The sequence below is a fragment of the Candidatus Hydrogenedentota bacterium genome (genome assembly GCA_019637335.1).
GTDB lineage: Bacteria > Hydrogenedentota > Hydrogenedentia > Hydrogenedentales > JAEUWI01 > JAEUWI01.
Genome location: JAHBVV010000013.1, coordinates 64,401 through 84,769, shown reverse-complemented (window position 1 = coordinate 84,769; position 20,369 = coordinate 64,401). Strand labels below are relative to the sequence as shown.

The window sequence follows — 20,369 nt, the reverse complement described above, 5'->3', positions numbered from 1 at the left end:
ACGAGTAGGAAAAAGAAGCGAAAATAGGAGGAGAAGTTGAACAGTTCCGCAGAATTCCGTGCCCACGCGCTGGATGAATCTTGAGGGACATCCCGGTGGATGCGTACCATGGCCTGAAATGCACCGGCACAGCGCCCAGAAAGGAACCGTTCATGCGGTACGCATTTGCATTCGTGATGTTGATGGCCGCCCTGTTTAGTTCAGGGGACCTGGCCGCGGAGCGCCCGCCGAACATCGTCTATATCCTGGCGGACGATCTGGGCTATGCGGAACTCGGCTGCTACGGGCAGAAGCACATCAAGACGCCCCACATCGACCGGCTCGCCGCCGAAGGCATGCGCTTCACACAACACTACACGGCCCAGGCGGTCTGCGCGCCCGCGCGCAGCGGCCTGATGACGGGCCTGCACATGGGCCACGCCCCCATCCGCAACAACGCCAGCAACCGCGAACGCGTAAAGGATCCCGAGAACTGGCAGTGGCTTGGCCAGGTCCCGATCCCGGACGATACCCTCACCATCGCGGAGGTCCTGCAGGCGCGCGGCTACGCGACGGCGGCCTACGGCAAATGGGGCCTGGGCTACGAGGGCTCCAGCGGCGACCCGCTGAAGCAGGGCTTCGACGATTTCGGCGGCTTCCTCTGCCAGGAGCACGCGCATAACCATTATCCACGCTTCCTCTGGAAAGGCGGCCGGCAGATCGCTATGCCGGGCAACGATCGCACGCTGCACGGCGAAAGCTACTCGCAGGATTACTTCGTCCAGTGGGGCAAGGATTTCATCCGCGAGAACCGGGAGCGCCCCTTCTTCCTCTACCTGCCCTTCGCCATCCCGCACCTCTCCATCCAGGCCCCCGATTCATCCGTCGCCGAATACCGGGGCGCGCTTCCGGAGGCGCCCTATGAGCACCGGGACAACTACCTGGAGCATCCGCACCCCCGCGCGGGATACGCCGCGATGATCACGCACATGGACCGGGGCATCGGCGAGCTCATGGCCCTGCTGAGGGAACTCGGCCTCGACGAGAACACGCTCGTGGTGTTCAGCAGCGACAACGGCCCCACCTTCGACCGGCTGGGCGGATCGGACTCCGACTACTTCGAAAGTTCCGGCCCCTTCCGCGGGCGCAAGGGATCGCTGCTCGAAGGCGGTATCCGGGTTCCCTTCGTGGCGCGCTGGCCCGGAAAAATTGCCGCCGGTGGCGCCTCGGACCACGTCTCCGCCATGTGGGACCTCTTCCCCACCTTCGCGGAGCTGGCGGGCGCGGCATACGACGTGAAGGTCGACGGGATATCCATGGTTCCCGCGCTTCTGGGAACGGGCGATCAGCCCGCGCACGATTACCTCTACTGGGAATTCGTCGCCTACGGCGGCCAGCAGGCCCTGCGCGAGGGCGACTGGAAAGCGCTCCGCCTGGACATCCGCAAGAACGGAAAGCTCGAAACGGAACTCTACAACCTCGCGGAGGACCCCGGCGAAACCCGAAACCGGGCCGCCGAACACCCCGATATCGTCGCGCGCCTTGAGGGCCTCATGCGCGAAGCGCGGACGCCGTCCGAGCTGTTTCCCTTCCCCGAACTGGATGCGGAGTAGTCACGGATAGTGAGGGTTTGACCTACTCGCCCAACGGAAAGGTTGGCGCCGGGTACTTTCGCAGGAGATCGTCGACGGTAACCATTATCAGGTCGTGATTCAGGCACTGGCATACCAGGATGCGGTCAAAGGGATCGCGATGGATATCGGGGAGCGACGGAAGCCGGCTGACGCTTGATTCATCAAGGTACAAGGTTTCGATTTGGTGCTTTACCCGATGTTGCGTGAGGTATGCTGCTGGCGGGGCGGGTAGCGGAAGCTTTCCGAGCCGTTCCTTCACAAGGCATTCCCAAATTGACACAACGCTGAGAAAGACGGCGTTGCTTGTGTCCGCGATCGCCGCATTCATCGCCGCGGGCAGGCGGGGGTCTCCGCTGATGTACCAGAGGAATATATGCGTATCGAGCAGCATCCTCATCCCTCGAATTCCCGAAGTACTTCGTCGGGCAACGGCGCGTCAAAGCCGTCCGGTACGATGAATTCTCCACGGCAGAGACCGGCGGGGCGCATGATCTGGCTCGCTGAAGTGCGGCTCTTCAGGAATTCGACGAATTCCAGCACTTCAAACTGCCGCTCGGGCGGAAGAGCTCGCAGCGATTCGATTACTTTCGCTTCGATATTCACGGGCAGTCTCCGAGTAAACGGACCGCTACCGGCGCTGAAGTCCACGCCTTTCTGGTCCATCGTTTCCATGATGGTACCACGCTGCAAACCGCCGGGTGAAACATCGGCTGCCCGTCACGAAGCCCGATATTACCGCGAGGGCGGCTGGAAAGCGCTCCGCCTGGACATCCGCAAGAACGGAAAGCTCGAAACGGAACTCTACAACCTCGCCGAGGACCCCGGCGAAACCCGAAACCGGGCCGCCGAACACCCCGACATCGTCGCGCGCCTTGAGGGCCTCATGCGCGAAGCGCGGACGCCGTCCGAGCCGTTTCCCTTCCCCGAACTGGATGCGGAATAGGGGGCTCCCGATCGCGGCAGGCGCGCGGTAAACAGAATGCTCGCAGAAGCGATCAAATAGGCAGGCGTATCTTGAATGTGGCCCCGCGCCCGGCTTCGCTTTGGACCTCGATATCCCCGCCATGCGCGCGAACGATGGCCCGCGCCAGGCTCAAACCGAGCCCATTCCCTGCCGCCGATCGGCTCGCTTCGGCGCGGTAGAAGCGATTGAACACCTTTCCGAGTGATGCGGCGGGTATTCCGGCGCCGGTGTCCACCACCGTGACCGCCACCTCGGCGCCTTCCCGGTGGACGCGTACATGGACAGATCCGCCCTCGGGCGTGTACTTGATCGCGTTATCCAGCAAATGGGCAAGCGCCCGCTTCAGACGGGACGCCTCCCCCAGGATTTCCGGGGCCGGTTCGATGCGGGTCTCCAGGCGGATGCCCCGGTCCTCCGCGGCGGGCCTGAAAAGTTCCGCCACATCGTCCGCGACGCCAGCCAGGTCCACGGGATAGCGTGTAATGGGCTGGACTCCGGCCTCGGTCTGAGAGATTTCGAGCATGGTATTAATGAGTTGCAGCATCTGATCGCATTCTTCGAGAACGCTGCCGTATCGCTCCGGGAGCCCGGTAAGGTCGGAGCCCTCCCGCAACGCGAGCTCCGCTTCCCCGCGTATCCGCATCAGCGGCGTTCGGAGGTCGTGGGCGATGTCGTCCGTAACGTCGCGCAACTCCTTAAACAGGACCTGGATCCGGTCCACCATGGTGTTGAACGCCGACGCGAGTTCGTCGATCTCGTCGCCGCGCCTGCTGATGGGTACACGGTGGTCCCAGGCGCCCGCCGCGATATCGTCCGCCGCCGCGGTCAGCCGCTGTATCCGGCTCAGCGAGCGGCCTCCGGCAATGGCGCCCGCGAAAATCGAGCACACGAAAAAGGCGGCGGCGGCGCCGAAGAACAGCTGTTTGAAGTGCCGCAGCATCAACCCGTCCGCCGTGCTCGACTGGCCGGTCTGCAGCACGAAGCCGCCGCCGAGATCGCCGTAGGCCACGCGGACCGCGAAGCCCCGGTCCGGGTGGTTGTGAACTGTGAACGCGGAACCCCATTCCCGGGCCTCCGCAATCAATACTGGCTCCGCGTTTACGCCAGGCCACGCGGCCATATCCGTCTCGCAATGGATCACACCAGAATGGTCGATTATCCGGAAGAAGCTCTCTGAGGACTCGTGGGATTGCGCCTCGTGTTGCAGCAACTCACAAATGAAGTCCAGGTCCTGGCTTTCCAGCAGGGTGCGGTATTCGTGTATCTCTTCGAGCAGATGGTTGTCGATGCGATTCCACAAGTAGTCGTCCAGGTACTCATACGAAATGAAAAGCACGGCCGCCATGGCAACGAAGCATAGGGACGCGTACAGGGCGCTCAGGCGCAGGGCGAGCGATCCTGGAACCCTACGCCTTGTCATCAATCGTGTACCCCGCCCCGCGCACCGTTTTGATGAGGGCGTGCGGGAATCCCCGGTCCACCTTGTCGCGGAGCCGGCTCATCCGAGATTCAACCACGTTTGTGCTGGGGTCGAAATCGTAGCCCCATACGCGGTCCATGATGAGGGTTTTGGAGATGACCCGCCCCCGGTTGCGAACCAGAAATTCGAGAAGCGCGAACTCGCGCGGTTGCAGCTCGATGGGTACGCCCGCGCGGCTGACGGTCCGGCGGGCGAGATCCAGCTGTAAATCACCCGCCGCAAGCGTGACGGGATCGGCTACGGAGCGCGCGCGCCGGACCAGCGCCTGGACGCGCGCGATGAGCTCGGCAAACGAGAAGGGCTTGACCAGGTAGTCGTCGCCCCCGGCCCGCAGCCCCGAGATCCGGTCGTCCACCGAGGACCGGGCGCTGAGAATCAAGACGGGAACCAGGTTGTCCTCCTTGCGCAGGTCCCGGATAAGGTCCAGCCCGCCGAGGCGGGGCAGCATAACGTCAACGATGGCGGCGTCGTAGTGCTCCTCCATGGCGCGGTGGAAACCATCGATCCCGTTGTCCGCCGTATCGACCGCGCAGCCCTCCTGGCGGAGGCCGCGCGCGATGAATGACGCGATTTTCTCGTCGTCCTCTACAACCAATACATGCATGGTTCCGTGCTCGAAATGCCTGGCCCGCCCCGCTTTGTTGCTTGCCGCAGTATAGCAGATGACGCCGCCGGGAGAGATTGCCAAATGGCAATCTTGCCGCAAGGTTCCGGCGCATCGCCGGGCGGTACACTGCGGATGAAAACACTCTCCGTGTACGACAATCTCCGATCCGGAAAGGCAGTATCTCCATGGACAAGCCGTACAATTTCATCTACAAGAAGCGCGGGCTTCTCATGCTTCCGCCCTGCTTCGCGATTCTCGTGGGCTTTTACCTGAACGACAGCCACAACGCGCTGTTCTGGGCGGCGGGGCTCGCCCTGTTTGCGGCGGGGGTGCTCGTGCGCGTATGGGCGCAGATGCACCTCCACTACCGGCTCCGGGTGAGAAAAAACCTCACCACCACCGGACCGTACCGCTTCGTGCGCAATCCGATCTATATCGCGAACACGGCAATGCTTCTCGCGCTTACCATCATTTCCGGGCTCCTCTGGTTTCTGCCGTTTATGCTGGCCTGGTGCGCGGCTGTCTACACCTTCGTGGTGCGTCGCGAGGAGGCCCACCTGGCCGAGAAATACGGAACCCCCTACCGCGCCTTTCTTGAAAGCACCCCGCGCTGGTTGCCGAAGTGGCCCGAAAGCGCCGGAGAGCACGCCGAGGTGCGGCGTTACGCCCGATCCAGCGTCGTCGCGGAGCTTCACTGCCTGCTCTGGCTGCTTCCCTTCGCCGCGGTTGAGCTTCTGACGATCTTGAACTGAGCCGATCAGCGAAGCCCGATATTACCGCCGGGCCGACTTGATCTCGTCGTAGATCGCCAGCGCCGTTTTTCGCGCTTCGTCGTGATCGACCATCGGCTGCGGGTAGTCCTTTCCGAGCGTGACGCCGCAGGCCGCGAGCTCGATCGGCGGCGTGGTCCACGGCGCGTGCAGGTACTTATCCGGAACCTTCGCCAGCTCCGGGACCCAGCGCCGGACATAGGCGCCTTCGGGATCAAACTTCATGCCCTGGGTGATAGGGTTGAACACGCGGAAGTACGGCGCCGCGTCGGCGCCGCACCCGGCCACCCACTGCCAGCCCAGCGTGTTGTTCGCCAGGTTCGCGTCGGCGAGGGTGTCCCAGAACCAGTCCGCGCCCGCGCGCCAGTGGATGCGCAGGTCCTTCACGAGGAACGACGCCACGACCATGCGCACGCGATTGTGCATCCAGCCGGTGACCCAGAGTTCGCGCATGCCCGCGTCCACAAACGGGTAACCGGTCTGGCCGCGCTGCCAGCGGCGCAGCGCGCCGGCGTCCCGCACCCACGGAAAGGGAGCGAACATATCCTTCAGCGGTTCCTCGGGCGTATGCGGGAAGTAGTAGAGCAGGTGGTGCGCGAACTCGCGCCAGTAGAGCTGGCGGATGCACGCTTCCCGCGCGGCGCCCAGCCCCGTCCCCCCGCCGCTGGCCACCGCGTGGAAGACCTGGCGCGGGGACACTTCGCCGAAGTGCAGGTGGGGCGACAGGCGCGACGTGCCCGTTTCACCCGGGCGGTCCCGGAGGTCCGGATACGATTCCACCGGTCCGGTGGCAAAGTCATCCAGCGCGCTCAGCGCGGCGGCTTCGCCCACACCCCAGTGGGACAGCATCGCATCGCCCCACGGGTGATCGGGCGCCAGGCGCAAGGCCTCCAGCCCATCGCTCGCGGGCCACGATTTCGGCGCTTTGATGCGTTCGGGCGCGGGATAGGGCTCGCCGGGATCCTTCCCGGCCAGGCAGGCCCTGTAGTACGGCGTGAACACCTTGTACGGCTCGCCCGCCTGCGTCGCGATGGCGTCGGGCGCGTTCAGCAAGCTGCCGTTGTACATCCGAAGCGCAATGCCGGCTTCCTTGAGCGCATCGCGCACGGACGCCTCCTGGCGCAGCGCGTCGGGCTCGTAGCGCCGGCTGGCGTACACCGCTTCCGCGCCTGTTTCCGCGCAGAGGGCGAGCAGGATTTCGGCCGTACGCCCCGCCCGCATGAGCAGCCGCGATCCCGCCGCCGCGTACGCCTCCGAAAGCGCCCGCAGAGACGCATCCAGCCAGGCCCGTGAGGCCCCGCCGGGCGTCCAGGCCCCCTCCTCCGCAGGCGACCAGATATACACCGGGATCACGGTGCCCGCCTTCACCGCGGCGGTAAGCGCGGGATTGTCGGCGAGCCGCAAATCGTTGCGAATCCAGTAGATGACGGACGTGTCGGGCATGGCTTGGCCTCGGATCTGGCGGCTTTTGACTACGGGTGTTCGCCCCAACCTTACCATTTTGTCTAATATTTGTCAAATATATGCGGTTTTTTGGATCACCTCAGGAAACCGCAACCGGCAGACGCGCGTGGCGCGTCCCCTGGCTTGCCGGGGGGCCTTGTTTCGGGCACACCGACGACGCGCCGTGGCGGAAGCGCCCGACCTCCTCAAAGGCCTTGACAACGGACATACAATAGAGTACTCTGAATTACAGAGTTTATGGAAAACTAACCTTCAGGAGACTGGCGCCATGAACAAGACCGACGCAGTCGCCGCCATGGGCGACATCGAATCCTCGCAGAAACGCACCCGGGCGCGGGCCCATTACAAAGGTGCGGATATCATTTACGTGCTGTGGGGCGCACTCTGGATTGCCGCATTCACCACCCAGCATCTCGGCCGTGACTTCCACTACCAGTCCGGGAACGTCTCCATCCACGGCATGGGAATGGTGTGGCTCCCCCTGGTGCTCCTCGGCATCGTGTTGACCCTTGTGATCGCGCGCGGGCGCGAATCCGTCGTCGACAAAGATGGTTGGAAATTCGGGATCCTCTGGCCGGTCGTCTTCGCCTATGTATACCTCTGGATTTTCCTGCTCGGTCCCCTGTTCAACGAATCGCTGATTCAAAGTCCCGACGCCACCATGCGATTTACGGCGGTATTTTCCACGGTGCCCATGTGCATCTATGTGCTGGGGGGCATCCTGAACAGCCAGGCCTACATCGCCTGCATCGGCGCCATCGTAACCGCGCTGACCGCCATCGGGTTCTATTTCGCGTACGATTATTTCTACTTGTGGATGGCCTTCTTCGGCGGCGGCGGCCTCATCGCGGCGGGCTACATCAGCCGCCGGAAGTGGCAGCGGGCATGAGCGCGCTGGACCCCTTGATCCACCAGGCGCTCCGGCTGAAGATCATGGCGGCGCTGGTGGCGCTGGAGCCCCGGCAGCAAATCAACTTCGTCGAATTGCGGGCGTGCACGGGCGCCACGGACGGCAACCTGGGCGCCCACCTGCAGAAGCTGGAAGAGGGTGGCTACATCGCCATGGAGAAAACCTTTGTGAAGAAAAAGCCGTGCAGTTTTGTCCAGGCCACGAACCAGGGGCGGGCGGCCTTCGAGAGGCATGTCGCGGCCTTGCGGGCGATTATTGGGTCGTAGCAAAGGCCAATGGGTTGGCGGGGGCCTTGTGCCGGGCACCCCGAAGACGCGCCATGGCGGAAGCGCCCGACCTTCTGTGCGCGGCTTGTGTGGCGCCATTGATCCGCGATGTGACTCAATCCATCTGGGTGGATTTCGCCTTGAGTCCACGAATCATCGCCCGGTTTTCGAGGATGGCGAGATTTGTTAAGAGCAACCACCCAAAAATGAGCATCTCGATGTTCCGTTGGGAGAAGATAGAGTAAACACAACTCAACGTTCCGACAACCGCGAAAAACGCTGCTTGAAGCTGTTCGCCACTAGTCGCGTCCTTGGTGAGAATCTTCATACGCGGAGTCCTCCAGGTTGGCATTGCGAAACAACACCTCAAATTGTTCAAACGTTCAGCAGGCGCGAACGAAACGTGGGGCGCCTGCCCGGTTAGCCGCATCTCTTTGTGGCGCTTTCCGCGCGGCAGGCGTGGACCTGCTCGACGAGCCGGGTGACGCGATCGAAGGGGGTCTCGCGCAGGAGGCCGTGGCTCAGGTTGAAGATGTGGCCCCGGTGTTCGCCCGCGTTGACACATTCGACGACCGCGTCGGCGATGGCGGCCTCGTCGCCATGGGCGAGGAGGTGGTTGTCGAGGTTGCCCTGGAGGACCCGGCTTTCGCCGAGCTGTTCGCGTGCTTCCCGCACGGAGATGGAGGCGGGCAGGCTGATGACGTCGGCTCCCGCGGCGTCGAGATCGTCCAGATTGTTCCATTCCCGGGCGAAGTTGATCGTGGGGACGACGCCCTGGAGCGCAGCGAAGATCTGTTGCTGGTACGGCAGCGCAAACTCCCGGTACTGGGTCTCGGACAGCAGAAACGCGGCGGACTCGAACAGCTGCACCGCGGCGACGCCGCATTCGGCCTGATATTTCAGATAATCGACGGTCATGGCGGCGATGCGGTCGAGCAGGCGATGCACCTCGCGGGGATGTTCCTCCAGCGCCGCCATGGCGCGGGACGCCGACTCGCCGAAGCTTTTGCCTTCGAGAATGAACACGGCGAGGGTGAGCGGGGCGCCCGCAAAACCGAGGACGGGCAGCGCGCCGCCGAGGGCGCCGTGGATACGGTCGAAGGTTTCCCGAACGAACGGGAGTTCACCGGCCACGTCGTATTCGCGCAGCGCGTCGAGATCGGCGATCGCGTTTATCGGTTGAACGAGTTTCGGCCCCGGATCGAAGATGAAATGCGCGCCCATCGGCGTGAGCGGCGTGAGGATATCCTGAAAATAGATGAGCGCGTCGACGCCGAAGCGCTGGGGCAGCAACGTAATGGCCGTGGCGTGTTCCGGGTGGCGGAAGAGGTCTTCGAGGGGCAACCCGGTGGCCGCTTTGTACTTGAGATACTCCGGATCGGTGCGGCCCGCCTGCCGCATCATCCAGATCGGGGTGTAGGGGGTGGTCTCGCCGCGCAAGGCCTGGATAAGGGTATCGTTCACTACTGCCTGGGTCATGTGCTGCCTCTCGGGTGGGATGTCCGCGCGCTGTTGGCCGCGCGCTCGCCCGAGAGAATATCAAGGGCAAGTATGTGAAGTATAGCCGCCGATCACGTTGCGCGCCCGCGCCATCAGGGTTCGGGCGTCGTATCCGGCGGCATCGGATATCCGCTTCGCATCCAGCCTTTCCAACGCGGCGCCCAGCGTTCCGCGGCGGCGGCGGCCTGCGTCCCGTAGAAGAAGAAATCGAGCACGAGGTACACGTGGTCGCCCATGGGCAGGGCGAACGCCGAGAGGATGCCGGCGCAGGGGTCGTCCAGCCGCAGCACGACGCCGAAGTCCCCTTCCCCAGGCGCGACATGCGCGACGCGACCCCGCACCGGCGGATGTTCCGGCGGCGCGGCGCGGCGGGCGCCAGGCTCGGCCCCGGCGATGCCGAGCGTCTTGGCAAAGGCCTCCCAGGCGTCGTCCGCGGGCGGGGCGGCGGCGCCCATGGCGCGAAATGCGACGCAGGGCTGGCTGGGAAACTCGCCGAGGTAGAGCCGCAGGATTTGGAAGAACCAGGGCCAGCCTCCCTCCCACTGCTCGAGTTGGGCATCCCAATCGTGGCTGTCCGTCGCAATGATGTGGGTAACTTCGACCCGGGCAGTGCTCCCGGACACCGGCGTGACGCGCCACTCGGTAATGACCTCTGGCGCATCCGGACCCAGATCCGCACTGGCCGCGCGGAAACAACGGGGCGGATCCCACGTGACGACCGCCGCGACCGCGTCCATGCTTCCATCGGGGCTGAAGTGCGAAACAACCCGGACCGGCGCGCCGTCGGGTCCCGATTCAAATTCAGTGGGGACAAACCAGGAAGAAATTCCCGGGCCGGTCGCGATAGCGTCCCAGACCTGTTCGGCGGCGCCGGGGACGGTAATCGATACCGAAACGGCGCGCCCGCCCGCGGGATGGTTGTACACGGCCATTTGCTTGCCCTCCCATGGAATGGCTGGAGGGTCATGGTAGCCGCGCGGCCAGCCCAACGCAAAAAAACCGCATCTGGACTGGCCAGATGCGGCGGATGACCAAAAAATGGTCGGGGTGAGAGGATTTGAACCTCCGGCCCCTTCGTCCCGAACGAAGTGCGCTACCGGACTGCGCTACACCCCGGATTTCCGTAAGTATAGAATAAATCCGCGGGCCGTATCAAGGCGCGGGATCGGCCAGGGATGGGGGCGTTGTGAAATGGGTTTCGTCACGGATCGTGCGGGGCATGCGGGGTTTGACATGAAGGCGCCCAGCGGATACGCTAGCGCTGGCCGGGCGGTTTCCGGTGATCGCGTGCGGCGGTCGCGGTCGCGCAACATTATTTTGGGCAAAACCCAGGCGCACCAGCGCGAGATCGTGCGAGGGGTAGTTGTGTTTATTGCCACCTTCCAGCGTTGAACCGTAACCGGATGGGGCCGCGCCTCATGGGAATCCGTTCTTGCTAAACCTCGTATCCAGGTTGTACCCGTTGCGGGCGCCAAACTGGCCCCTCGCGGCGCGCGCGTCACTGGCGCTGTTTCTCGTGTTTGGGGCGGCGCCCGCCGCGATTCGCCTGGCGGACTCCGGCGCGCCGGCGGTGCTATTGGCGCAGGCAGGGCCGGCGGATGAAGTCCCGTTGCCACCCCCACGTCCGATTCTTCCAGCGGTGTTCTTTGCGGGGTCCGCAGGGCTGTTGCTGTGCGGGGCTGGGGTTGTGATCGTGCTGGCGCGACGCCTGGCGGAGGTGCGGCGGCAGGCGGAGGCGCTTTCCGCGGAGAACCGGGCGCTTCTCGAGGCGCTTGAGGGCCTCCGGGCGTCCGAGAGCGCGCTGCGCGAGCGCGAGGCGCTGAGCCGGTCGCTGCTGGCGTCGTTTCCCGATCTGCTGTTTCGTGTGGATCCAACGGGGGTGATTGAAGATGTGCTTGCGTCCAATGATGACCTGCTTTACGCAAACGTCGCGGAAATTGTCGGGCGACGGGTTGATGAACTGATCCCGGGGCCTGTCGCGGCGCGCTGCCTGGAGCGGATCGCGGCGGCCTTTGAAAGTGGCGAGGTCACGGTGTTCGAATATGATCTGGACTTCGGGCCGGATGACCGCCGGAGTTACGAGGCGCGGATCGTTCCGGGCGCGGACCGCGCGGCGCTCGCGCTTATCCGCAACATCACGGATCGGAAGCGCCTGGAAATCGAACGCGAACGTCTCCGGCTGGCGGTGGAGCACGCGGCGGAGTCCATCGTCCTGACGGACCTGGATGGCATCATCGAGTATGTGAACCCGGCCTTCGAAGAATGCACCGGCTACACGCGCGAGGAGGTGATCGGCCAGAACACGCGCATCCTGAAGAGCGGACGCCAGACGCCGGATTACTACGCACGGATGTGGCAGAACATTCAGGGGGGCGAAACCTGGCGGGGCCAATTTGTGAACCGGCGGAAGGACGGCCAGCTCTTTACCGAGGAGGCGACGATTTCGCCGATCCGGGACGCCGCCGGCGCGGTCGTGAGCTATGTTTCGGTCAAGCGGGATGTGACGCGGGAACTGGATCTCGAGCGGCAGCTGATCCAGGCGCAGAAGATGGAATCGCTGGGAACGCTGGCGGGGGGTATCGCGCATGACTTCAACAATATTCTCCAGGCCATCCTGGGCTTCGCGCATTTGGCGCGGCAGGGGCCGGCCGGACGCGACGACACGGTGGCGCTTTGCCTGCGGGAGATCGAGACCGCGGCCCAGCGGGCGCGGGACCTGGTTGCGCAGATCCTGACCTTCAGCCGCAAATCCGACGTGGCGCGGGACCCGATCCCGCTGGGGCCGGAAATCGAACACGCGCTGCGATTCCTCCGCAGCGCCCTGCCGTCGTCGATCCGGATCGAGCGCGCCATCGCGGCGGACTGCCCGCCGGTGCTCGCGAACGCAACCCAGATCCACCAGCTGGTCGCGAACCTGTGCACCAACGCCATGTACGCAATGGAAAAGGGCGGCGGCGTGTTGCGGGTGTCGCTGACGCCGGTCCGAATCGAGACGCCCCTGGAGACGCTTTCCGGGCCGATTGAGCCGGGCGACTATGTCCAGTTGGAGATTGCGGATACGGGCGCCGGCATTCCCCCGGAGCTGTTCGACCGGCTGCTCGACCCGTTCTTCACGACACGGGAGGTCGGCCAGGGCACGGGGCTTGGCCTCGCAATCGTGCACGGGATTGTGCGGTCCATGCAGGGTGGCTTGATGATCGAGAGCAGCCCGGGGAACGGCGCCACCGTTCGCGCGCTGTTCCCGGTTTGCCGGGCCGTGGTCCGGGACGAGGCGCCCCAAGAGGGTGAAGCGCCTCCCACGCCGCGTCCGGCGCGGGTGCTGGTGGTCGATGACGAGGTCTCCATCACGCAGCTTGCGGAGTTGGTGCTGTCGCGTTACGGGTATATCCCGGAGGTGTTCAACGATCCGCTGGCGGCGCTGGCCTCCTTCGAGTCCAATCCCGGCCGCTTCGCGATCGCGATCGTGGACTACACCATGCCGGAGAAGAACGGGTTTGAACTGGCGGCGGATTTCTACGCGATCGCGCCGGACATGCCGGTGCTCATGGCCACGGGCGTCATGGATCAGGAGCGTATTCGACGCCCCCATCCACCGAATATAATGGAAGTCCTGAACAAGCCTTTCCTTACCACCGGATTGATTGAAGCTGTAGGGAGGTGTCTCCAATGAGCCATTCCACCGCGCGCATGCTGCCCCTGCTCCTAGTGTTCCTCGCGGCGGCGTGCGCGGAAGCGCAGCCCGCGCGCGGCCTGAACGAACTCGGGATCATCGCGTTCAGCGCGAAGCGGTATCCCGAGGCGCTGGAGCACTTCGAGAAGGCGCTTGCGCTGGACCCACAGAATCCTTCTTTGCGCCGGAATGTGTGCCGCGTCCACCAGGCGATGGCGAACGATCTGACGGATGCGGGGCAGTTTGAAGAGGCGCTGGCGCGGGTATTGCTCGGGGCCGAAGCGGATCCGGAGAACCCGGAGCCGAAGGCGCAGGCGGGATCCTACGCCTTGCGCCTGGGCCGGGTGGACGAGGCGATCGGGCTGCTGGACGAGGCGCTTTCGCGCGCGCCAGACAACGTGGAGGCGCTGGCGCTGATCGGTGAGGCGCGCTACCAGAAAAACAACCTGAACGGCGCGCGGGAGGCCTGGGAGAAGGCCCTCGCGGGGCGTCCGGACTGGCCGGATTTGCAGGGCAAGTACGACAAGCTCATGCGGGAGGCGCCGGTGGAGGCGGGCTTCGCGCAATACGCCGAGGGCCACTTCCAAATCAGCTACGCGAAGGCGCTTTCGGAGGAAACGCGGGATCTGGTGTTTTCCGTGCTGGAGGAAGCGTGGGAAAGCGTCGCCGCGCGGCTGGGCGGGCTCACGCCGCCGGGCACGGTGCAGGTGGTGCTGTACGACGGCGCGCAATTTGCCGAGGCCACCGACACCGCCGCCCACGTGGGCGCGCTGTATGACGGCAAGATCCGCGCGCCGATCACCGACCGGCGGGGGCGCTTCCTGCCCCGGCGCACGTTGTCGGCGCGGCTTACCCACGAGTTTGTGCATGTTGTGGTGGTGAGCCATCTGGGGCCGAAGGCGCCGTGGTGGCTGAACGAGGGGCTGGCGGATACCTTTTCGCGGGAGATGGATCAGTCCCGGGCGCGCCTGCTGAGCCGCGCGGCGCACGCGGGGGCCTTGCACGCGCTTCGTGACCTCGAATCGAACCAGCTTCAGGCGCTGGAGAAGGACGCGCTGGCCGTGGCCTACGCGCAGGCCCATGCCGCGGTGCAGCGCCTCTGGGACGCGGGCGGCGCGGAGAAGATGGCGGCGTTTATCAGTAAACTGAAAGGCGGCGCGGCGGTGGAAGCGGCCCTGCGCGCGGTGTACGGGTTGGATTATGCCGCGCTGGGGGAAGTCAGGCTGTAGGCTTTAGATTTTAGGCTGTAGTGGAAAACGAGGTAGGTATGGTTCGGATTCTTGGGCTGGTTGGCATGTTGCTGGCGCTGGATGTGAAGGCGGAGGAGGTTGCCCTCAGTTTTGTGCCGGAAGGCGCGCATGACGCGGTGGTGCGGGATGCGGACGGGGGCGCGGTGGAAATCGAGACTACAGGGAGCGATCCGTATGTCTACACGACACCCTTCCCCGAAGGGACGGATCTCCGGTCGGCGCCGGTGCTGGCCTTTGAATACTTCTCGCTGACGGGGACCGGACCGGTACAGGTTTTCGCCGATCCGCCGGTGCGCGAGGACGCGAGCCTGCACGCGCCGGGTCTGGGCGCGAGCCAGGGATGGTCGGCGCACCGCATCGATCTGGCGCCGCTACTGGATCAATTGGAGGCGCCGGTCCGCCGGCTGCGGATCGATTTCGGGCGCGCCGCCGGGCATACCGTGCAGATCCGGAATATGGCCGTGCGCCCGCTCAACGCCGAGGAGCAGGCCCTGGCGGCGCGCGCGGCCGAGGCGAAAGAGCGGGAGGCCGCGCTGGACGCGGCGCTGTCGGCGTACTTGCGCAGCCCCGGCGGCGCGGCGCTGGATATCGAAGTGACCGAGGACCAGATTCGTATTCGGGGCGCCCTCCCCCCCGCTTCGGGCGACGCCATAGCGTTCTATCTCGTGGAGATACCCGTCGAAGCGACGCTTCCAGACGCTTCGGGTCCGCGCTGGCCCGTCACGGCGCCGGCGGGATCGGCCTTTTCGAAGACCATCCCGCGTTATGCGGAGGACGGTCGCGACCGGCTGTATTCGCGCTGGGCCCTCGCATCGGGCGAAGCCGGGGCGCTGGCGCTGCAATCGCACGCGCAGTACGCCGGGCGCGTTGCCGCGCGGCCCGGGCTAACACCGGCGCAACCCCGGAACCGCAAGGGGCTCGGGGCCTTCTCGCCGGGGCGTCCCGTGGAGGATGTGGTGGAACTCGATGTCTCTGCGGTGACGGTAAACATTCTGCTGGACCATTTCATGCGCACGGCGCCGGGGGACGGCCGAACGCCCTGCGCCTATGGCGGGCGCACGTGGTATACCGACGACGGCGCGGTGGCGCAGCTGGACAACACGATGCGCGGCGCGGCCGCGCACGGCCTGATCGTGTCGGCGATCATCCTGGTGAACCAGGCGACAGGCGCGGCGGAGGGCGATTTCCGCCGGCTCGTCGCGCATCCGGACGCGGACCCGGCGGGGATTTTTGTCATGCCGAATTTCACGGGCCCCGAGGGTGTGGCGGCGTATGCGGCGGCGCTGAACTTCCTCGCGGAGCGCTACAGCCGCCCGGACGGGGCGTTTGGCCGGATCCACCACTGGATCCTGCACAACGAAGTAAACTCCGGGTGGGTCTGGACGAACATGGGCGAGAAATCGGCCCTGCGCTATATGGACGCATACCACAAGTCGATGCGGATGGCGCAGCTGATCGCGTGGCAGTACGATCCGCATGCGCGGGTGTATATCTCCCTGGAGCACCACTGGAACTCGATCTACAACCCGCACTGCTACAAGGGGCGCGACCTGCTGGCGCTCCTGCTGGAATTCAGCCAGGCCGAGGGCGATTTCCCGTGGGGCGTCGCGCTGCACCCCTACCCCGAGGACCTGCGCGACCCGCGCGCCTGGGAAGACGAGACCGCGTGGTATTCCTTCGACACGCCACGCATCACCTTCAAGAACCTCGAGGTGATCGATGCGTGGGCGCACCGTCCCGAAGCGCGCTACAAGGACGAGATCGTGCGCGATGTGCAATTCACCGAACAGGGGCCCAACTCGCCGGACTATTCCGAGGCGTCGCTCCGCGATCAGGCGGCCTCGATGGCCTACGCCTGGAAAAAGTTGGCGCCGCTGAAGTCGGTTTCGATGTTTCACTTCCACAACTGGGTGGACAACCGGCACGAGGGCGGCCTGCGCATCGGCCTGCGGCGATTCCCCGACGACGAAGACGAGCCCCTCGGGAAAAAGCCCGTCTGGTATGTGTTTCAGGCGCTGGAAACCGACGCGCAGGAGGAGGCCATCGCCTTCGCCAAAGAGGTCATCGGGATCGAGGACTGGGACAACGTGGTGTATACCGGGGAGATTACGGAGACAAAAATCGACTGACCCGGCAAGAGCCTCCAAAGGCCAGCGGAGAGACGCAACTAAGGGAGTTTTTTTCCAAAGATCTGTGTGCAAATCTGTGGGAAAATTCCCCTCTTCAAACGGCTCGAATGGCGGACCTGCAATCGTTCCATTCGAGTCTTCGAACCCGGCCAATCGTCTCTCTTATTCGTGTGAATTCGTGTTCATTCGTGGTTGAAAAACTTCTTTGCTTCAGACGGCTAAACTGTTACCAAAAAATGAAACCTGGCGGCCCTTCAGGGCATCTTATAGTGGGGGGCTTGCTCCGCGAATACTGGCTCGGGCGCCTATCGCCCGATCCGGCGCGCGCGCCAACAAACCGACACAGAGGGTAAATCCAGCATGATCAGACCAATCGCCGCCATCATCGGGATCGCGCTCGCCGCCGCGGCAACCGCCACGCAATACCCCGCCAACCCCTTCGTCATCGATCTCGCCTTCCCCGTAGCGGAGGATTCCGCCGGCGGCATCCTGGTGGCCGATCTGAACGGGGATGGGCGCTTCGACTACCTCGTTACCGCCCCCGGCGTCATCGGCGCCTACAGCCACGATGGCGCGGAGCTCTGGCTCCGGAAGGCCGACGTGCGCGTGGGCGGCTCCTCGGAGCGGGTGGGACTGCCCGGCCACAATGCCCCGGGCGTAACCGCCGTCGATATCGACGGCGACGGCAAGACGGAGGTCCTCTATCTTCTCGGCGGCGCGACCGAAGCCAAGGGCCTCGAAGTGCTGGACGGCGCCACCGGCGAACTCCGCTGGACCGCCAACCCGCCCCACCCCGAGGGAACGGACCGCTGGGAACACCTCGTTGTCGCCAATTTCCGGGGCCAGGGCGAGCGCGACCTGTTGCTCCAGGCCACCAACAACCAGGGCTACCGCGTCGGACACCACATCGCGGCCTACGCGCTGGACGCCCTCCAATCCGGCGACACGACGCCCCTCTGGCAGCGTGCCGACTTCACCACCTGCGCCCACAACGGCGCGCGCGTGGCGGATCTCGACGGCGACGGACGCGACGAGGTCCTGGGCGGCACGATGGTGAGCCACACCGGCGAATTCCTGACCATTATCCCCCTCAAGGGGCACATCGATTCCATCTTCGTCTATGACGTGCGCCCCGACCTGCCCGGTCTCGAAGTGGTGGCCCTGGAAGAGGGCGGAGGCAACCGGATCTTCCTGTATAACGAGAAAGAATTACTCTGGGAAACCCACTACGACCACCAGGAACCCCAGAACGCCGCGGTGGGCGACTTCGACCCCGATCGGCCCGGCCTCGAAATCTGGTGCCGCAGCCGCTACAACACCGGCCAGAAACCCTGGGTACACGACGCCATGGGCGAGATCATCGCGCACTATGAACTCGACGCCGTAAAACCCGAAGGCTGGACGGCGTCGGGCGTCGAGCTCATCTACTGCATCGACTGGACCGGCGGCGAAAAACAACTCGCAGCCGCCAAAGAGCGACACGGCGCGGGCGATCTCGGCGTGTTTGACCCGATGACGGGCAAGTTCGTCGCCCGATTCGACGATAACGCCACGCGCCTGCACGTCGCGGATGTTTCCGGCGACTGGCGAGAAGAGCTGATCTCCTGGGAGGGCAACCGCCTCAAGATTTACCACAATCCCGACCCGAATCCGCGCCCGGACCAGCCCCGCCTCTGGGAACAGCGCCATTACCGCCAGAACAAGCTGACCTACAATTACTACAGCCCGTGAACACCCCGATCAAGGACAAAGGGGACAGATTTGATGATATTACCGATGAATTTCGAGCGCTATGAAGCGGGCCTTCAGCCCTCAGTACCTATTGGATTCCGTTGCCTGAACCGATAGCCCAGGCTGATTTGAAACAGGCCTTCAGCCTTGAATCTCGTTTCTTCAGCGCCGAAGGCGCAGATCATACCAGCCTGGGCCGCAGGCCCAGGAAATGACGACGAATTCGGCCAGGGCTGAAGGCCCGTATCATGGTGGGCCTCAGTCGAACCGAAAAACCAGGGCTTTTCTTACTTCCCCGCTGTCGACGCGCGATACTACCAGACCGCCACCCAAAATAAAATGATCCTCTTTTGGAACACATAACACGCTTTTCGAGCTTTACGGAATGGATCGAAAGCGTACCGTGTTCCGTCTACAGGTAGATTTCACGCCTTGTAAACGCGTACAGTAAGTGCGGCGCGTGACGCCCTTGCCTGCGGTGGCTGACGCACGAGGGCGGCGGGCCGGAACTATAGGTAGTTTGTTGTACCGTGACGATGCGATTTGATGTAAACGCGCTCGATCAGGACCGCCGGGCCAACCTGATTGCGATGTGGTCCGCGGGCGCGGTCTGCACCCTCCTCGGTTTCTCCTCCCTCATCTTCTGGCTGTCGAGCAGCCCCTCGCTCGTCGTCGCTGTCCAGGTCCCGGGCGCGGACGGACAACCCGACCAGAGCGCCTTGATGGCGCGCGGCCCGGATCTATCCGGCGTCTTCTTCGCGGGCGAAGGCGAACCGGCCAACCTTCCCGGCATGTGGACGCAATTCCGGGGCCCACGCTCCGACAATGTCGTGCTGGACGGCCCCCCGCTCGCGTCCGATTGGGGCGCGGACGGCCCGAAAATCGAGTGGACCCTGCCCATCGGCGATGGGTACGCCGCGCCGGCTGTCCTGGGCGGCCGCGTATTCCTGATGGACTACGACATGGAGGGCCGCGCCGACGTCCTGCGGTGCCTTTCGCTCGCGGATGGCAAGGAAATCTGGCGCCGCTCGTATGAAATTGCCATTAAGCGAAACCACGGCATGTCCCGCACCATCCCGGCGGTGACCGAAAAATACGTCGTGACCATGGGCCCCAAATGCCACGTGGTGTGTCTCGACACGGACACCGGGGACTTCCGGTGGGGCATCGACCTCCAGCGCGACTACGGCTCCGACGAGCCGCTCTGGTACGCCGGCCAGTGCCCCCCGATTGTGGACGACGCCGTCATCCTGGCGCCCGCAGGCCCCGAGGTGCTGATGATGGCCGTCAGTTGCGAAACCGGCGAGGTGCTCTGGAAAGCCCCGAACCCGCGCGGCTGGAAAATGTCCCACTCCTCCGTCATTCCCATGACCATGCTGGGACGCAATATCTACGTCTACAGCGCCATCGGCGGCGTCGCCGGCGTGGCGGCGGATGGCCCCGACGCGGGCAAGCTGCTTTGGGACGTGCCCTGGGAAGCCAAAGTGGTGGCGCCCTCCCCGGTTCCAGCCGGTGATGACAAAATCTACGTCACCGCCGGCTACAGCACCGGCGCCATGATGTTGCAGATAAAGGACGGCGGCGCCGGCGGACAAACCGCGGAGATCCTCGCGCGCACCGCGCCGGAGGAAGGGCTGGCCTGCGAACAGCAAACCCCCATCTTCCACGACGGCTACCTCTACTCCATCATGCCCAAGGATGCCGGCGCGCTGAAGGCGCAATTTGTCTGTTTTGACACCGAAGGCAATTTGGTCTGGTCAAGTGGTAATGACAATCGCTTCGGGCTGGGTCCCTTCTTGCTGGCGGATGGAAAGTTCTATATACTGGACGACGACGGCACACTGACCATGATCGACGCGACGGCCCGGGAATTCAGGAAACTGGGCGAGGCGCAGGTGCTCCACGGCCACGATGCGTGGGGGCCACTGGCCATTGCGGGCGACCGGCTATTGCTCCGCGATATGAACAACCTCGCGTGCGTCAATCTTGGAACCGGCCAGGCAGCAGGCTGACAG

General features: G+C 64.4%; 18 protein-coding genes and 1 tRNA gene. 10 read left to right on the top strand and 9 right to left on the bottom strand.

Annotation, left to right across the window (positions count from 1 at the left end; all coding sequences use genetic code 11):
* Positions 1-152 precede the first annotated feature (152 nt).
* The gene (locus tag KF886_15065; GenBank protein MBX3178678.1) at positions 153-1,592 is read left to right on the top strand and encodes an arylsulfatase; all 1,440 of its coding nucleotides are present in this window, start codon (positions 153-155) and stop codon (positions 1,590-1,592) included.
* A gap of 22 nt (positions 1,593-1,614) precedes the next feature.
* Here the strand turns inward: KF886_15065 and KF886_15060 are convergent, their stop codons facing one another.
* Both KF886_15060 and KF886_15055 read right to left on the bottom strand, forming a co-directional pair.
* Entirely contained in the window at positions 1,615-2,010 is a 396-nt protein-coding gene (locus KF886_15060; GenBank protein ID MBX3178677.1) for a type II toxin-antitoxin system VapC family toxin, read from the bottom strand.
* Positions 2,007-2,276: a DUF2281 domain-containing protein gene (locus KF886_15055; protein ID MBX3178676.1), complete on the bottom strand. Its 270-nt coding sequence runs from the start codon at positions 2,274-2,276 to the stop codon at positions 2,007-2,009. The genes KF886_15060 and KF886_15055 overlap by 4 nt, the downstream gene beginning before the upstream one ends.
* A 7-nt stretch (positions 2,277-2,283) precedes the next feature.
* On the opposite strand from KF886_15055, the gene KF886_15050 reads away from it, so the two are divergent.
* Positions 2,284-2,556, top strand: a complete 273-nt coding sequence (locus KF886_15050; protein MBX3178675.1) for a hypothetical protein — start codon at positions 2,284-2,286, stop codon at positions 2,554-2,556.
* Between the two features lie 52 nt (positions 2,557-2,608).
* Here KF886_15050 and KF886_15045 read toward each other — a convergent pair whose 3' ends face one another.
* Together KF886_15045 and KF886_15040 are read right to left on the bottom strand one after the other, a co-directional pair.
* Complete coding sequence (locus tag KF886_15045; protein ID MBX3178674.1) at positions 2,609-3,997, bottom strand: HAMP domain-containing protein; 1,389 nt, start codon at positions 3,995-3,997, stop codon at positions 2,609-2,611.
* Positions 3,984-4,661 carry a response regulator transcription factor gene (locus KF886_15040; protein ID MBX3178673.1) on the bottom strand — a complete coding sequence of 226 codons (678 nt, stop codon included), beginning with the start codon at positions 4,659-4,661 and terminating at the stop codon, positions 3,984-3,986. Before KF886_15040 ends, KF886_15045 begins: the two co-directional genes overlap by 14 nt.
* Before the next feature lie 188 nt (positions 4,662-4,849).
* On the opposite strand from KF886_15040, the gene KF886_15035 reads away from it, so the two are divergent.
* Positions 4,850-5,416, top strand: coding sequence for an isoprenylcysteine carboxylmethyltransferase family protein (locus tag KF886_15035; protein MBX3178672.1), 567 nt, complete (start codon positions 4,850-4,852; stop codon positions 5,414-5,416).
* A 21-nt stretch (positions 5,417-5,437) separates the two neighbouring features.
* On the opposite strand, the gene KF886_15030 is transcribed toward KF886_15035, so the two are convergent.
* On the bottom strand, positions 5,438-6,877 hold the full coding sequence (locus KF886_15030) for a deoxyribodipyrimidine photo-lyase (GenBank protein ID MBX3178671.1): 1,440 nt from the start codon (positions 6,875-6,877) through the stop codon (positions 5,438-5,440).
* A gap of 289 nt (positions 6,878-7,166) precedes the next feature.
* On the opposite strand from KF886_15030, the gene KF886_15025 reads away from it, so the two are divergent.
* Together KF886_15025 and KF886_15020 are read left to right on the top strand one after the other, a co-directional pair.
* Complete coding sequence (locus tag KF886_15025; protein MBX3178670.1) at positions 7,167-7,787, top strand: hypothetical protein; 621 nt, start codon at positions 7,167-7,169, stop codon at positions 7,785-7,787.
* A complete protein-coding gene (locus KF886_15020) occupies positions 7,784-8,074 on the top strand; it encodes a transcriptional regulator (protein ID MBX3178669.1) in 291 nt (96 codons plus the stop codon). The genes KF886_15025 and KF886_15020 overlap by 4 nt, the downstream gene beginning before the upstream one ends.
* 115 nt (positions 8,075-8,189) lie before the next feature.
* Here the strand turns inward: KF886_15020 and KF886_15015 are convergent, their stop codons facing one another.
* From KF886_15015 to KF886_15000, 4 genes are all read right to left on the bottom strand, one after another.
* Complete coding sequence (locus KF886_15015; protein MBX3178668.1) at positions 8,190-8,402, bottom strand: hypothetical protein; 213 nt, start codon at positions 8,400-8,402, stop codon at positions 8,190-8,192.
* 92 nt (positions 8,403-8,494) lie between these two features.
* Positions 8,495-9,553: a uroporphyrinogen decarboxylase gene (locus tag KF886_15010; GenBank protein MBX3178667.1), complete on the bottom strand. Its 1,059-nt coding sequence runs from the start codon at positions 9,551-9,553 to the stop codon at positions 8,495-8,497.
* Between the two features lie 113 nt (positions 9,554-9,666).
* Complete coding sequence (locus tag KF886_15005) at positions 9,667-10,506, bottom strand: SRPBCC domain-containing protein (protein ID MBX3178666.1); 840 nt, start codon at positions 10,504-10,506, stop codon at positions 9,667-9,669.
* 107 nt (positions 10,507-10,613) lie between these two features.
* Positions 10,614-10,690, bottom strand: a tRNA-Pro gene (locus KF886_15000).
* A 316-nt stretch (positions 10,691-11,006) separates the two neighbouring features.
* Between KF886_15000 and KF886_14995 the strand changes: the two genes are divergently transcribed.
* The 5 genes from KF886_14995 to KF886_14975 all read left to right on the top strand — a co-directional run bounded on the left by KF886_14995 (position 11,007) and on the right by KF886_14975 (position 20,366).
* Positions 11,007-13,244 carry a PAS domain S-box protein gene (locus KF886_14995; GenBank protein MBX3178665.1) on the top strand — a complete coding sequence of 746 codons (2,238 nt, stop codon included), beginning with the start codon at positions 11,007-11,009 and terminating at the stop codon, positions 13,242-13,244.
* Positions 13,241-14,473, top strand: coding sequence for a tetratricopeptide repeat protein (locus KF886_14990; protein MBX3178664.1), 1,233 nt, complete (start codon positions 13,241-13,243; stop codon positions 14,471-14,473). The genes KF886_14995 and KF886_14990 overlap by 4 nt, the downstream gene beginning before the upstream one ends.
* 38 nt (positions 14,474-14,511) lie before the next feature.
* A complete protein-coding gene (locus KF886_14985; GenBank protein ID MBX3178663.1) occupies positions 14,512-16,623 on the top strand; it encodes a hypothetical protein in 2,112 nt (703 codons plus the stop codon).
* Positions 16,624-16,983: 360 nt separating this feature from the next.
* Complete coding sequence (locus tag KF886_14980) at positions 16,984-18,354, top strand: VCBS repeat-containing protein (GenBank protein ID MBX3178662.1); 1,371 nt, start codon at positions 16,984-16,986, stop codon at positions 18,352-18,354.
* A gap of 530 nt (positions 18,355-18,884) precedes the next feature.
* Positions 18,885-20,366 (top strand): PQQ-binding-like beta-propeller repeat protein, encoded by a 1,482-nt coding sequence (locus KF886_14975; GenBank protein ID MBX3178661.1) that lies wholly within the window; start codon positions 18,885-18,887, stop codon positions 20,364-20,366.
* Positions 20,367-20,369 lie beyond the last annotated feature (3 nt).